This is a genomic window from Geobacillus sp. YHL (assembly GCF_022341265.1).
Lineage (GTDB): Bacteria > Bacillota > Bacilli > Bacillales > Anoxybacillaceae > Geobacillus > Geobacillus thermoleovorans.
The window spans coordinates 138154-150625 of sequence record NZ_JAEIGB010000006.1 but is presented as its reverse complement, the minus strand read 5'-3'; the positions used below and the strand labels follow the sequence as shown (position 1 = coordinate 150625).

The following is a 12472-nucleotide window of genomic DNA, read 5'->3' as shown; positions in this document are numbered from 1 at the left end:
GCCTCGCGCTGTCTCCGCAGTTCCGCCGCCCTCGCCCGCGCTTCCTCCGCCGCCTTTCTCTTCGCCGCCTCGAGGTCGCCTTCGGTCGCCGCACCAGACGCAGCGGCCTCGCGCTGTCTTCGCAGTTCGGCGGCCCTCGCCCGCGCTTCCTCCGCCGCCTTTCTCTTCGCCGCCTCGAGGTCGCCTTCGGTCGCGCCGCCTGTCGCGGCTGCTTCCCGCTGTCTTCGCAGTTCGGCGGCCCTCGCCCGCGCTTCCTCGGCTGCTCGTTTTTTCGCCAATGCAAGATCGTCGGCCGATGCCGGTTCCGTTGCCTCTCCCTTCGTTGTTTCGAGCTGGCTGCCATTCGAATTCGGGGGCGTTTTCAAACTGCCCGTTTCGGCGGCTGACTTGGCCTGTTCATCTGCCTGCCTAGCCGCGAGCCGTTCGCGCGCCAGTTGTTTTGCCCGCTCAGCGGCTTCTTTTTTTCGCTGGGCCAAATCTTTTTCTTCATCCATCGGTTACAGCACCTTCTTCCCCGTTTTGGCTTCCAGTCGGATTTTTTCTTTTAATTTATGAATACCGTAGATGAGCGCTGCCGGGTTCGGCGGACAGCCTGGTATGTACACGTCCACCGGGACAATTTGGTCGACGCCTTTGACGACGCTGTACGATTTGACGTACGGGCCGCCGGCTGTCGCACACGAACCCATGGCGATGACCCATTTCGGTTCGGGCATTTGGTCATACAACCGGCGCAAGAGCGGCGCCATTTTTTTCGTCACCGTGCCCGAGACAATCATGACGTCCGCCTGCCGCGGCGAGGCGCGGAAAAACGAACCGAACCGGTCGAGGTCGTAATGGGCGCCGCCGACCGCCATCATCTCGATAGCGCAACAGGCAAGGCCGAACGTCAACGGCCAAAGCGAACTGCTTCGGGCCCATCCTTTCAACTGTTCCAACGTCGTCAAAAAGACGTTTCGCTTCACTTCTTCCATTTCGACGCCAGAAAAACCCTCCCATTTCACATCCATCGTAACACCTTCTTTTTCCAAGCATAGATAAGGCCAATGGCAAGCAAAACGATGAAAATGATCATTTCCACCAACGCGAACAAACCGAGTTGGTCATAGACAACAGCCCACGGGTACAAAAACACCGTCTCGATATCGAAAATGACAAACAGCAAGGCAAATAGGTAGTACCGAACTTGGAACTGAACGCGCGAGTCGTGAAAGGGATTGTTACCGCTTTCATACGTTGTCGCCTTTGCATCACTCGGCACGTGCGGCCGCAGCCACCGCCCGGCCGTGAGCGCCCCGATCGGCAGCAACACACCGAGGCAAAGGAAGACGAAGATGATCAAATAACTGTTTGCATAGATGTTGCTCAACCAGCTCGCCCCCTTCCGGTTTACTACATACGTATGGTGTTAATGATGAAATTTTTCAATAATTCCTTCGATTTCATTATAACATTTATATCCAGCCGTGTCAGCAAAACTTCAAGTTAACACTGTCAACACTGTATCCATTCATGTAAGCGCTTCATCTTTGTTGAAGCGACGGAATGCGAGGAACGAAAAAAGAGAGAGCGTTTGCCTCTCTCCTTGACGGACGATTCTTCCGTTTTCATCAAAAAAAGCAGGGGAGTTTTCCCCTGCTTTTTACTTCATTTCCGCAACGCTCAAACGGTTCATGGCGCGTTTTAACGCCAGTTCGGCCCGTTTGAAGTCGATGTCATCCTGCTGGCTTTGCAGGCGGCGCTCCGCCCGCTCTTTCGCCGCTTTGGCGCGGAGGACGTCAATGTCCTCCGCCCGTTCAGCAGCTTGAGCCAAAATCGTCACTTTGTCCGGGCGGACTTCCAAAAAGCCGCCGCTGACGGCAATGTATTGCGTTTTGCCGCCTTTTTTCAGCCGGGCCGCGCTGATCTCGAGCGGGGCGACAAGCGGAATGTGCCCCGGCAAAATGCCGAGCTCGCCGCTTTTCGCTTTGACGCTGACCATCTCAACATCGTCTTCGTACACCGGGCCATCAGGAGTAACGACGCTCACGTGGATCGTTTTCATTGTCCAATCCCCCTATCCCGGGTCACACTTCGACACCCATCGCTTTCGCTTTTTCAACGACTTCTTCAATGCGGCCGACTAAGCGGAACGCATCTTCCGGAAGATGGTCGTATTTGCCTTCCAAAATTTCTTTAAAGCCGCGCACTGTTTCTTTCACCGGCACGTAGGAGCCCGGTTGGCCCGTGAACTGCTCCGCCACGTGGAAGTTTTGCGACAAGAAGAACTGGATGCGGCGGGCGCGATGAACGACGAGTTTGTCTTCATCCGACAGTTCATCCATCCCCAAGATGGCGATGATGTCTTGCAATTCTTTATAACGTTGCAGCGTTTGCTGCACTTTGCGGGCGACTTGGTAGTGCTCCTCGCCGACGATTTCCGGCGCCAACGCACGCGATGTCGAAGCGAGCGGGTCAACGGCCGGATAAATCCCCATTTCCGCGAGCTTCCGCTCCAGGTTCGTCGTCGCATCCAAGTGCGAGAACGTCGTGGCCGGAGCCGGGTCCGTATAGTCGTCGGCCGGGACGTAAATCGCTTGAATCGAGGTGATCGATCCTTTCGCCGTCGACGTGATCCGCTCTTGCAATTGACCCATCTCCGTCGCCAATGTCGGTTGGTAACCAACGGCCGACGGCATGCGGCCTAACAGCGCCGACACTTCCGAACCGGCCTGCGTGAAACGGAAGATGTTATCGATAAAGAGCAACACGTCTTGGCCTTGTTCATCACGGAAGTATTCGGCCATCGTCAAGCCGGTCAAGGCGACGCGCATCCGCGCCCCCGGCGGCTCATTCATTTGTCCGAACACCATGGCCGTTTTGCTGATGACGCCGGAATCTTTCATCTCATGGTACAAGTCGTTTCCTTCGCGTGTCCGTTCGCCGACGCCAGCAAAGACGGAAATCCCGCCGTGCTCTTGGGCGATGTTGTGGATCAGCTCTTGAATCAAGACCGTTTTTCCTACGCCAGCGCCGCCGAACAAACCGATTTTTCCGCCTTTAATATACGGGGCAAGCAAGTCAACGACTTTAATCCCCGTTTCCAAAATTTCGACTTCCGTCGCCAATTCCTCGAATTTTGGCGCCGGACGGTGAATCGGGTCGCGGCGGGCGTCAGCCGGAATGTCGCCTTCCAAGTCGATCGGCTCGCCCAAGACGTTGAACACGCGGCCAAGCGTGACTTCGCCGACCGGCACCGAAATCGGTGCACCGGTATCGATGACTTCCATGCCGCGGATGAGGCCGTCTGTGGACGCCATCGCGATCGTCCGTACTGTATCATCGCCAAGGTGCAAGGCGACTTCCAATGTCAAGTCGATGTCGACTTCGTTTTCGTTGCGCGCTTTATGTTGAATTTTCAGGGCGTTGTAGATCGCCGGCAAGTGGCCGTTCTCAAACTTGACGTCTACAACCGGACCCATGACTTGGATAACGCGTCCTCTTGTCATCGTTTTCCCTCCTAACTTGCTAGTCCCCTATTGCAAGGCGTTTGCTCCGGCGACAATTTCCGTAATTTCTTGCGTAATCGCCGCTTGCCGAGCGCGGTTGTAGGAAAGCGTCAATGTGCGAATGAGCTCGTTCGCATTGTCCGTTGCGTTCTTCATCGCCGTCATGCGGGCGGCGTGTTCGCTTGCTTTTGCATCGAGCAATGCGCCGTAAATGAGGCTTTCCGCATACTGCGGCAATAAGACGTCCAAAATTTCTTCTTGCGACGGTTCAAATTCGTACACCGTGCGCTGCTTATTCTCCGCCAAGTCAGTGAGCGGCAGAAGCTTCCGTTCCGTCACCTCTTGCTGGATCGCGCTCACGTAATGGTTGTAATACATATACAGCTCGTCAAACGTACCGTCGGCGAATAACCCAACCGTTTTGCGGGCGATTTCTTTAATATCGGCAAACGACGGCTGGTCCGGCAAGCGGGTGATGTCGAGAATGACCGGCATGTTCCGCTTGCGGAAAAAGCTCAACCCGACGCGGCCGATGACGATGATCGCATATTCGTCCGGAGAAGCATGGCGTTTTTGGATCGTTTGGTACACGAGGCGCAGCACGTTGCTGTTGTACGCGCCAGCCAGACCGCGATCCGACGTGATCACGAGATACCCGGTTTTTTTCACCGGGCGCGAAACGAGCATCGGATGCGAAGCCCCCCCGGCGCCAAGCGCCACATTGGCCACGACTTCTTGAATTTTCTCCATATATGGAACGAACGATTTCGCGTTTTGCTCCGCTCGGTTCAGCTTCGACGTCGAGACCATTTCCATCGCTTTTGTAATTTGGCTTGTCTTCTTCGTCGCATTGATGCGCGTTTTAATATCGCGTAACGATGCCAAAGGTTTCACCACCTTTTTGCTGCACGGGTTCTAACAGGCGTGAGGGGGCGATATGCCCCCGCCGGCCTTATTGTGAAACGACAAACGTTTTCTTGAACGCTTCGATCGCTTTATTGAGATCGTCTTCGTTCGGAAGATCTTTCGTCGTGCGGATGTGCTCAAGCAAGTGTTGGCCGTTTTGGTCGAGCCACAAGTAAAACTCTTTCTCGAAACGGCGCACATCTTCAACCGGAATGTCGTCCAAAAAGCCGCGCGTCAATGCATAGATGATCAACACTTGTTTTTCGACCGGAATCGGCTGATGCAAATCTTGCTTCAGCACTTCGACCGTGCGCGCCCCGCGGGCGAGCTTCGCTTGCGTCGCCTTGTCGAGGTCGGAGCCGAATTGGGCGAACGCCTCCAGCTCACGGTAAGCGGCCAAGTCCAAACGGAGCGTCCCGGCTACTTTTTTCATCGCTTTGATTTGCGCTGCCCCACCGACGCGCGAAACGGACAACCCTGCGTTGATCGCTGGGCGGACGCCGGAGAAGAACAAGTCCGATTGCAAGAAAATTTGCCCGTCCGTAATCGAGATGACGTTCGTCGGAATGTACGCGGAAATATCGCCCGCTTGCGTTTCGACGAACGGAAGCGCGGTCAAGGAACCGCCGCCTTTGGCATCGCTCAATTTCGCTGCGCGCTCAAGCAGGCGGGAGTGCAAGTAGAAAATATCCCCCGGATACGCTTCACGGCCCGGCGGACGGCGAAGCAAGAGCGACAATTCGCGGTACGCCGCCGCTTGTTTCGACAAATCGTCATAGACCACGAGCACGTGTTGGCCTTTGTACATGAAATACTCGCCCATCGATACGCCGGCATACGGCGCCAAGAACAAAAGCGGAGCCGGCTGCGACGCCGAAGCGGTGACGACGATCGTATAGTCGAGCGCGCCGTGTTTGCGGAGCGTTTCGACAACCGTCCGGACCGTCGATTCCTTTTGCCCGATGGCGACATAAATACAAATCATGTTTTGATCTTTTTGGTTGATGATCGTATCAATCGCGACAGACGTTTTCCCCGTTTGTCGGTCGCCGATGATGAGCTCGCGCTGACCGCGGCCGATCGGCACGAGCGCGTCAATCGCTTTGATCCCGGTTTGCAGCGGCTCATGCACCGATCTCCGGTCCATAACGCCCGGCGCCGGGCTTTCGATCGGGCGCGTTTCGGTCGTTTCCACCGGCCCTAATCCGTCAACAGGCTGACCGAGTGGGTTGACGACGCGGCCGATGAGCGCTTCCCCAACGGGCACTTCCATGATCCGTCCGGTACGGCGCACTTCGTCCCCTTCTTTAATGCCGGTGTACGGTCCTAAAATAACGATACCGACGTTGTTTTCTTCCAAGTTGAGCGCCATGCCCATGACGCCGTTGGCAAACTCGACGAGCTCGCCGGACATGACGTTATCGAGCCCATGAGCGCGCGCGATCCCGTCGCCGACTTGGATGACGGTGCCGACGTCGCTCACCTGAATTTGCGATTCGTAGTTTTCAATCTGCTGCTTAATGAGCGCGCTGATTTCCTCCGCTCGAATGCTCATGCCTTTCACCCCTATCTCCAAATGTTAGCCGATCAACTGCCGCCGGATCCGTTCAAGCTGTCCGCTGACGCTGCCATCGTAAATGCGGTTGCCGATGCGCAGCTTCACGCCGCCGATGAGTTCCGGATCGATGATATTTTCAATCTCAAGCGTCTGTTTGCCAACTTTTTGGGCAAAGACGTCAGAGAGTGCCCCCAGTTCTTCATCCGTCAATGGCCGTGCCGAATAGGCGACCGCCTTGGCGATGCCGCGCGCATCGTCGACGAGGGCGAGAAACTGTTCCGCCAGCTCAGGCACAAGGCCGAAGCGATGGCGCTCCAGAAGAAGGAGAAGCGTGTTTTGCACCGGGGTGGACACACCGGCGAACGCTTCGCGGATGAGCGCTTTTTTCTGATCCAAGGAAAGTTTCGGATACGAAAGAAGCGATAAAAACTCGCCGTTTTCCGCCAACGCCTGGCGCACGGCGCGAACATCTTCTTCGATTCGATCAAGCTGTCCTTGTTCGAGCGCGATTTGGAACAAAGCGGACGCGTACCGTTTGGCGATCACTTCTTGGTTCATCGCGCTCCTCCTGCCTCTTGAACGTCTTTGATGTACGCTTCGATCAGCTTGCGTTGATCTTGCTCGGTCAGCTCTTTTTCAATCACTTTTGAGGCGATCAAGACAGACAACGAGGCCACTTGTTCGCGGAGCGCGGCCATCGCCTGTTCTTTTTCACGCTCGATTTCTTTTTTCGCCGCTTCTTTCACCCGTTCCGCTTCCGCACGGGCCGAGGCGACAATTTGTTCTTTCTGCTCTTCAGCCAGCTTGCGCGCGTTTTCAATGAGCGCTTGCGCTTCTTGGCGCGACTGCTTCATCAGTTCGCGCTGTTCTTCAAGAAGTTTTTCTGCTTCTTGACGGCGTTTTTCCGCCTGGTCGATTTCGTTCGCGATATGTTCTTCACGTTGTTTCATGATATTCATTAACGGCTGCCAAGCGAATTTGCGCAACAAGGCCAGCAAAATGATGAACATCAGCAATTGGTAAATAATCGTGCCGCCGCTGATGCCATGCGCCGCTTCGCCGAGCACCCATACGTTTGCCTTCCACAACACCGCGTTTCACTCCTTTCGACAGCTATCGCACCGACGCGATCTCGCAAAACCGCACATAAAGGAATGGCGAAGGTGGTCGTTGACACGAACTTCGCCATCACTTTCCATATCGATTTCTTATCGACCTAAGTAAATGAACGAGAAGACGACACCGATGATCGGAAGCGCCTCAACCAACGCGACCCCGATGAACATCGTCGTTTGCAAAACCGGACGCAATTCTGGTTGACGAGCAATCCCTTCGATGGTACGGCTGACGATCAACCCGTTGCCGATGCCGGCGCCTAACGCCCCCAAACCTACCGCAATCGCAGCTGCAAGTACACCCAAACTCATGTTGATAGATCCTCCTTCGCAATGTTTAAAGTAATGTTTCATTCAAGTCTTGCTCTAATGAAAAGGAATGCTCAATGGTCATGACTGACCTTATGAGCCATATAAACCATGGTTAACATCGTAAAAATGAACGCCTGAATCGTTCCGACAAAAATACTGAACGCTTGCCACACCATCATCGGGATGGCTGCGCCAACAGCGCCAAGCACACCGTAATGCGTGCCAAGGCTGGCGAGCAAGCCAAGCAAAATTTCCCCAGCGTAAATGTTCCCGAAAAGACGCAAACCGAGCGTCAGCGTGTTGGCAAACTCTTCGATGATTTTAAGCGGGAACAACCAGGCGACTGGACGGGTGTAATCGCGCAAATAGTCGGACGCCCCTTTCATTTTGACGCCATAGTAGTGGGTGAGGCCGACGACCATCACCGCCAGCGTCAACGTAACGGTCGCATCCGCGGTCGGCGATTTCCACCAAAGTTCACCGTTTACGTGGACGGAAAACGGCAGTCCAAGCATATTGGCCACAAACACATACATGATGAGCGTGACGCCCAGCGTCAAAAAGCGGCCGCCCGTTTGCCAATCCATCGTGCTGTTAATGATGCCTCTGACAAAGTCAAAGACCCACTCCATAAAGTTTTGCATCCCCGTCGGGCGCAGCTGAAGCGAGCGAGTAGCCGCAACAGCAATGATGAAAACGATCAAGCTCGTGATCGTAATCATCAACATATCAGATAAATTAAACGTAAGGCCTAAAAATTCGACAAGCGGCGCTTTATGCTCCATCCTCTCTCACCTCGCTTTCATACCTGCAGCTTGTCGTTTTTCCATTTGTGAAAGAAGAAATCTATTATAATGACAATGTAGGATGTCATTAATCCCAAAACGGTTGGCACGATATGGAAATATTGCGGATACGTCAGAACAATGACAGCAGCCAACGCGGCAAGCGCCAAACGCGATAAGGTGCCTAATGTGCGCACTTTTTTGCGCGCCGCCACCGCTTGTCCGAATTTTTCGATTTTCCAGGTTAAGTTCCAAACCATGAGGAGGCTGATCGATGTGCCGAGAATCAAGCTGAGAAAAACGGTTTTATACGGCGTAAATCCAAAGCCGAGCGTATAGATGGCGAGCAAATACAATATGTACCTAACTTGCCGCAAAAACACCGTTTGAAGACTTCCCATTTTATTGCTCCTCAGAGAAATATTGGCGGATCAAGCGCAACATGGCATACACGCCGGCCGCCAGTCCGAGCAAAAGGCCGACGATCAAAAAGATCGGCTCGGTGCCAAATCGATCATCGATCCATCTCCCGCCGAAAACGCCGACCAAAATCGAACCGACAAGTTGGGAGACGATGGCGGACATCAACGCCATGGCTTGAAACGGGTGGCGCTGTTTTGGGGACATGCCAACACACCCTTTAACATAATGAAAACCTTCTTAATCTACCCCTTGTAAAGGATACAATACGGCCTGGTCAATGTCAATGTGTTTCCACGTAAAACCTCATTCACATAGGGCAAATATTAATAATTTGTGACAATTTCTCATTTTCTTCTCACAATGATGATGTATAATGATATATTTTATTTTTAGCCTATTTTCCTTTTCATGATTCTATATAGATGCAATTTGAAGCTTTACCATTTGCAGTTTTTACCGAGTATTTGATCGACTGTCGGGCGACCGAACAACGCCGCTTCCAGACCCATATATGGGTCTGTGAAGCAGGCGGTTGTTCGGTCCTCCGTCACGCCAAGGCGTGACGGAGAAGCCTGTGGCTTTCCTCCGACAGTCGAAAAGGGGCAAACCGCTTTTCCGTCAAGGATATGTTAAACTTCTTCGTTGCATCTATAATATATATACTTGGCTTTGCAAACGGAGCGGTTTCTCAGCGCCATCTTTCTGCCGCGGCCTATTCGATGCAAGCGCTTAACTGACGCATGGGCAAGGCACCCTCTCCGCCGCTCGATGGAATGCGAACCCCGCGCGGCGCGGGGCGCCTTGCAACTGTTATTTTGTGCCAAACAGCCGGTCGCCGGCGTCGCCGAGACCAGGGACAATATAGCCGTGGTCGTTCAACCGCTCATCAAGGGCAGCGATGTAAATGTCCACATCCGGGTGGGCCGTTTCCACCGCTTTGACTCCTTCCGGCGCCGCGATCAGGCACATAAATTTAATGCTTTTCGCTCCCCGCTTTTTCAGCGCATCGATCGCCGCCACCGCTGATCCGCCGGTTGCGAGCATCGGGTCGACGATGATAAAATCGCGCTCTTCGACATCGCTCGGCAGCTTGACGTAATATTCGACCGGCTTTAATGTTTGGGGATCGCGGTACAAGCCGATATGGCCGACTTTCGCCGCCGGGATGAGCTTCAGGATGCCGTCAACCATGCCGATGCCGGCGCGCAAAATCGGAATGACGCCCAGTTTTTTGCCGGCGATCACTTTCGCTCTGGCTTTACTGACGGGGGTTTCGATCTCGACTTCCTCAAGCGGCAGATCGCGTGTAATTTCAAACGCCATCAACGTCGCCACTTCGTCGACAAGCTCGCGAAATTCTTTCGTGCCCGTATTCTTGTCGCGAATGTAGGTCAATTTATGCTGGATGAGCGGATGATCAAAGACGTACACTTTTCCCATGGGTCAACTCTCCTCTTCCGTATGTATGCGCTGCACTTCTATACATTCTACTGGAAAACGAGCGCCTATTCAACTGCCGAACGAACGGAAAAAGGCGCACCGCCAAATCCGGAGGCGGTGCACCGTACGGTTTCGGACGAAGCGGCGGCGCTTAGTCTTGATAGAGCGGAAACTTTTCCGTCAAAGCGGCGACGCGTTGGCGCGCTTCCTCAAGCGCTTGTTCGCTGCCGACGTTTTTCAGCACAAGGCCGATGATGGCGGCGATTTCGTCCATCTCTTCCAATCCGAAGCCGCGTGTGGTGACGGCGGCCGTGCCGATGCGGATGCCGCTCGTGACAAACGGGCTTTCCGGATCGTACGGAATCGTGTTTTTGTTGACGGTAATCCCGACTTCATCGAGCACTTTTTCCGCCGTTTTCCCGGTCAGCTGCTGCGGGCGCAAATCGACAAGCAGCAAATGGTTGTCCGTGCCGCCGGAAATGAGAGTGAATCCTTCGTTTTGCAAGGCGGCTGCGAGCCGTTTGGCATTCTCCACGACGCGCTTCGCGTAGACTTTAAAGTCGTCTTGCAACGCTTCGCCGAGCGCGACGGCTTTGGCGGCAATGACATGCATGAGCGGGCCGCCTTGAATGCCAGGGAAAATGGCTTTGTCGATCTGTTTGGCGAACTGCTCCTGGCATAAAATCATCCCGCCGCGCGGACCGCGCAGCGTTTTGTGCGTCGTCGTCGTAACGAAATGGGCGTACGGCACTGGATTCGGATGAACACCTGCCGCAACAAGACCGGCAATATGGGCCATGTCAACCATTAAATAGGCGCCGACTTCATCGGCAATCTCGCGGAACTTGGCGAAGTCGATGATGCGCGGATAGGCGCTCGCGCCGGCGACGATCAACTTCGGCCGGTGAAGGCGCGCTTTTTCGCGCACGTCGTCATAGTCAATGACATGCGTTTCCGGATCGACGCCGTATTCGACAAAATTGTACTGAATGCCGCTGAAATTGACCGGGCTGCCGTGCGTCAAATGGCCGCCGTGCGACAAGTTCATGCCAAGCACCGTGTCGCCGTGCTCAAGAACGGTGAAATAAACGGCCATGTTCGCCTGCGCCCCGGAGTGCGGCTGGACGTTCACATGCTCCGCTCCAAACAACTGCTTCGCTCGCTCGCGCGCCAAATCTTCGACGATGTCGACATATTCACAACCGCCGTAGTAGCGGCGTCCCGGATAGCCTTCCGCATATTTGTTCGTCAGCACCGACCCTTGCGCTTCCATGACCGCGCGGCTGACAAAGTTTTCCGAGGCGATCAGTTCAATTTTCGCATGTTGCCGCTTCCGCTCTTGCTCAATAGCGGCGAACACTTGCGGATCTTGTTGTGGCAAGTAATTCATCAATAGCTCCCCCTTATGCGAAATCAGTGAATATTCGTTTTTATTTTATCAGCTTCAGCTAGGCAAATTCAAAGAAAAAATGAATGAAACCGCTAGAAAGAACAGGAATCATTCGGATTTTCCAACGAGTAGACCGCTCGGGCGCCGCCGATCAGCTTCGGCCGCGTTTTCGCCAGCGTCACGCACGCCGATCCAATGTGCTTCACCGAAACGCGCACGGGAACGGCAACCGGCTTCAAATGCATACCGATGAGCGTATGGCCGATGTCAATGCCGGCATCGGCGCGAATCGCCTCGACAACGACCGGGTCAGCGAACTTTCGATAGGCGTAGGCGGCCATCGCCCCACCCGCTTTCGGCACCGGAACGACCGAAACGATCTCCAGCCCGTGAGTTTTGGCGGTTTCCCGTTCGACAACAAGCGCCCGATTTAAATGTTCACAACATTGAAACGCGAGCGCAATGCCGGTTTCGCGCCGCCACGCGTCAAGCTCGGCAAACAGCATGGCGGCAACGTCCATCGATCCAGCCGTGCCGATCCGCTCGCCAAGCACCTCGCTCGTACTGCAGCCGATCACAACGACATCGCCGCGGCCAAGCGGAGCCTGTTTGCGAAACTCATGCAAGATGGCTTGCCATTGCTGCCGCCATTCGGTCAATCGTGCGTCCATGTCCTCTTCCCCTCCTTCGTTCGTTTTTATCCACGCTGCCGTTGACGAACACTGGCACTTTCGACGGTGATTCGTCAAAACCGGGTCCGGCTCCGGGGATGCCTGCGATACTCACGAATATGGAGTTTTCCTAGAAGGCTGATGAAAAAACAACCGTTTCCCCTGAATCGACAGTTCTCAAGTGAAGAGAACGAAACGCTTGCCGACTACAGCAGAAAAGCTGGGAACAGAGCCTTCTCAACAGGTTTTTATTGATTAATCAACACGCCTGACTTTTTGAACGCTCTCCCACCTACGCTCACGCTTAGAGGTGGGAGATTCTTGGGAACACCCGCCCTGCGGCAGGCTGTTCACCAAGCCATCCCCGTGCGTCCCACGGTTCAG

General features: G+C 54.4%; 15 protein-coding genes and 1 pseudogene. All 16 read right to left on the bottom strand.

The genetic code is table 11. The features are described 5' to 3' along the window. A pseudogene (locus tag JCR24_RS08235) lies at positions 1-494 on the bottom strand (NADH-quinone oxidoreductase subunit C); the annotation flags it as partial. Positions 495-497: 3 nt separating this feature from the next. Beyond that, positions 498-1010, bottom strand: a complete 513-nt coding sequence (locus JCR24_RS08230) for a NuoB/complex I 20 kDa subunit family protein (RefSeq protein ID WP_011232822.1) — start codon at positions 1008-1010, stop codon at positions 498-500. Then, positions 1001-1369, bottom strand: a complete 369-nt coding sequence (locus tag JCR24_RS08225; protein WP_011232823.1) for an NADH-quinone oxidoreductase subunit A — start codon at positions 1367-1369, stop codon at positions 1001-1003. Before JCR24_RS08225 ends, JCR24_RS08230 begins: the two co-directional genes overlap by 10 nt. A 273-nt stretch (positions 1370-1642) precedes the next feature. Beyond that, positions 1643-2044 carry a F0F1 ATP synthase subunit epsilon gene (locus JCR24_RS08220; protein ID WP_011232824.1) on the bottom strand — a complete coding sequence of 134 codons (402 nt, stop codon included), beginning with the start codon at positions 2042-2044 and terminating at the stop codon, positions 1643-1645. Positions 2045-2066: 22 nt separating this feature from the next. After that, complete coding sequence (atpD, locus tag JCR24_RS08215; protein WP_011232825.1) at positions 2067-3488, bottom strand: F0F1 ATP synthase subunit beta; 1422 nt, start codon at positions 3486-3488, stop codon at positions 2067-2069. A 27-nt stretch (positions 3489-3515) separates the two neighbouring features. Then, a complete protein-coding gene (atpG, locus tag JCR24_RS08210; protein ID WP_011232826.1) occupies positions 3516-4373 on the bottom strand; it encodes an ATP synthase F1 subunit gamma in 858 nt (285 codons plus the stop codon). 67 nt (positions 4374-4440) lie between these two features. After that, the gene (gene atpA, locus JCR24_RS08205; protein WP_238980443.1) at positions 4441-5949 is read right to left on the bottom strand and encodes a F0F1 ATP synthase subunit alpha; all 1509 of its coding nucleotides are present in this window, start codon (positions 5947-5949) and stop codon (positions 4441-4443) included. Positions 5950-5973: 24 nt separating this feature from the next. Then, on the bottom strand, positions 5974-6510 hold the full coding sequence (locus JCR24_RS08200; protein ID WP_238980442.1) for a F0F1 ATP synthase subunit delta: 537 nt from the start codon (positions 6508-6510) through the stop codon (positions 5974-5976). Further along, positions 6507-7040, bottom strand: coding sequence for a F0F1 ATP synthase subunit B (locus JCR24_RS08195; RefSeq protein ID WP_171660741.1), 534 nt, complete (start codon positions 7038-7040; stop codon positions 6507-6509). The genes JCR24_RS08200 and JCR24_RS08195 overlap by 4 nt, the downstream gene beginning before the upstream one ends. Before the next feature lie 120 nt (positions 7041-7160). Further along, the gene (gene atpE / locus JCR24_RS08190) at positions 7161-7379 is read right to left on the bottom strand and encodes a F0F1 ATP synthase subunit C (RefSeq protein ID WP_011232830.1); all 219 of its coding nucleotides are present in this window, start codon (positions 7377-7379) and stop codon (positions 7161-7163) included. A gap of 71 nt (positions 7380-7450) precedes the next feature. Further along, positions 7451-8164, bottom strand: a complete 714-nt coding sequence (gene atpB / locus JCR24_RS08185) for a F0F1 ATP synthase subunit A (protein WP_011232831.1) — start codon at positions 8162-8164, stop codon at positions 7451-7453. A 17-nt stretch (positions 8165-8181) separates the two neighbouring features. After that, on the bottom strand, positions 8182-8565 hold the full coding sequence (locus tag JCR24_RS08180) for an ATP synthase subunit I (RefSeq protein ID WP_011232832.1): 384 nt from the start codon (positions 8563-8565) through the stop codon (positions 8182-8184). A gap of 1 nt (position 8566) precedes the next feature. After that, a complete protein-coding gene (locus JCR24_RS08175; RefSeq protein ID WP_119877736.1) occupies positions 8567-8791 on the bottom strand; it encodes an AtpZ/AtpI family protein in 225 nt (74 codons plus the stop codon). 606 nt (positions 8792-9397) lie between these two features. Beyond that, positions 9398-10027: a uracil phosphoribosyltransferase gene (upp, locus tag JCR24_RS08170; RefSeq protein ID WP_011232835.1), complete on the bottom strand. Its 630-nt coding sequence runs from the start codon at positions 10025-10027 to the stop codon at positions 9398-9400. Positions 10028-10178: 151 nt separating this feature from the next. Further along, the gene (gene glyA / locus JCR24_RS08165) at positions 10179-11417 is read right to left on the bottom strand and encodes a serine hydroxymethyltransferase (RefSeq protein WP_011232836.1); all 1239 of its coding nucleotides are present in this window, start codon (positions 11415-11417) and stop codon (positions 10179-10181) included. 92 nt (positions 11418-11509) lie between these two features. Then, the gene (locus JCR24_RS08160; protein ID WP_013524809.1) at positions 11510-12088 is read right to left on the bottom strand and encodes a TIGR01440 family protein; all 579 of its coding nucleotides are present in this window, start codon (positions 12086-12088) and stop codon (positions 11510-11512) included. Positions 12089-12472: the final 384 nt, after the last annotated feature.

Coding starts and splice junctions, on each gene's coding strand:
- JCR24_RS08175 (WP_119877736.1), bottom strand. CDS start 8,791: ATGTCCCCAAAACAGCGCCACCCGTTTCAAGCCATGGCGTTGATGTCC.
- atpA (WP_238980443.1), bottom strand. CDS start 5,949: ATGAGCATTCGAGCGGAGGAAATCAGCGCGCTCATTAAGCAGCAGATT.
- JCR24_RS08230 (WP_011232822.1), bottom strand. CDS start 1,010: ATGGATGTGAAATGGGAGGGTTTTTCTGGCGTCGAAATGGAAGAAGTG.
- atpE (WP_011232830.1), bottom strand. CDS start 7,379: ATGAGTTTGGGTGTACTTGCAGCTGCGATTGCGGTAGGTTTGGGGGCG.
- JCR24_RS08200 (WP_238980442.1), bottom strand. CDS start 6,510: ATGAACCAAGAAGTGATCGCCAAACGGTACGCGTCCGCTTTGTTCCAA.
- atpD (WP_011232825.1), bottom strand. CDS start 3,488: ATGACAAGAGGACGCGTTATCCAAGTCATGGGTCCGGTTGTAGACGTC.
- JCR24_RS08160 (WP_013524809.1), bottom strand. CDS start 12,088: ATGGACGCACGATTGACCGAATGGCGGCAGCAATGGCAAGCCATCTTG.
- JCR24_RS08220 (WP_011232824.1), bottom strand. CDS start 2,044: ATGAAAACGATCCACGTGAGCGTCGTTACTCCTGATGGCCCGGTGTAC.
- atpB (WP_011232831.1), bottom strand. CDS start 8,164: ATGGAGCATAAAGCGCCGCTTGTCGAATTTTTAGGCCTTACGTTTAAT.
- upp (WP_011232835.1), bottom strand. CDS start 10,027: ATGGGAAAAGTGTACGTCTTTGATCATCCGCTCATCCAGCATAAATTG.
- JCR24_RS08180 (WP_011232832.1), bottom strand. CDS start 8,565: ATGGGAAGTCTTCAAACGGTGTTTTTGCGGCAAGTTAGGTACATATTG.
- glyA (WP_011232836.1), bottom strand. CDS start 11,417: ATGAATTACTTGCCACAACAAGATCCGCAAGTGTTCGCCGCTATTGAG.